This is a genomic window from Paraburkholderia gardini, assembly GCF_907164575.1.
Lineage (GTDB): Bacteria > Pseudomonadota > Gammaproteobacteria > Burkholderiales > Burkholderiaceae > Paraburkholderia > Paraburkholderia gardini.
Map to the genome: position 1 here is coordinate 1 of NZ_CAJQYY010000076.1, position 504 is coordinate 504.

Sequence of the window (504 nt, forward strand, 5' to 3'; positions counted from 1 at the left end):
CGGCGCCAACTATTCGACCGGCAGCCAGACCGTCGCGGGTAACTACGCTTACCACATCAACGATATCGACCAGCTGACGTCCAGCCGTATCAACAACGCCGTCAAGTTCAGCAGCGCGAACTTCGCCGGCTTCACGTTCGGCGCGATGTATGGCTTCTCGAACTCGACCTCGTTCGCCGGTGCACCGGCAGTCGGTACGACGGCCGGTTCGTCGCGCGCATACAGCTTCGGCGCGAACTATGCGGCAGGTCCGTTCGGCATCGGTGCGGCGTACACGGACATCCATTATCCGAACCAGTCGACTCCGGCATTCACGACGAACATCTCGAACGTCAATCCGGGCACCGTCCGCGACCTGCGCACGTTTGGCGTGGGCAGCCGCTACGTCTTCGGACCGGCTACGCTGTGGGCGTTGTACACGAACACGCGTCTTGAACCGCTCACCGGCGGATCGACGACGTTCGCAGCCTATGAAGCGGGCGTGAAGTACGCAGTCACGCCGGC

At 62.7% G+C, this 504-nt stretch carries 1 protein-coding gene; it reads left to right on the forward strand.

The features are described from left to right. A partial coding sequence (locus LPA34_RS26870; protein WP_228984179.1) for a porin occupies positions 1-504 on the forward strand: 504 nt, incomplete at both ends.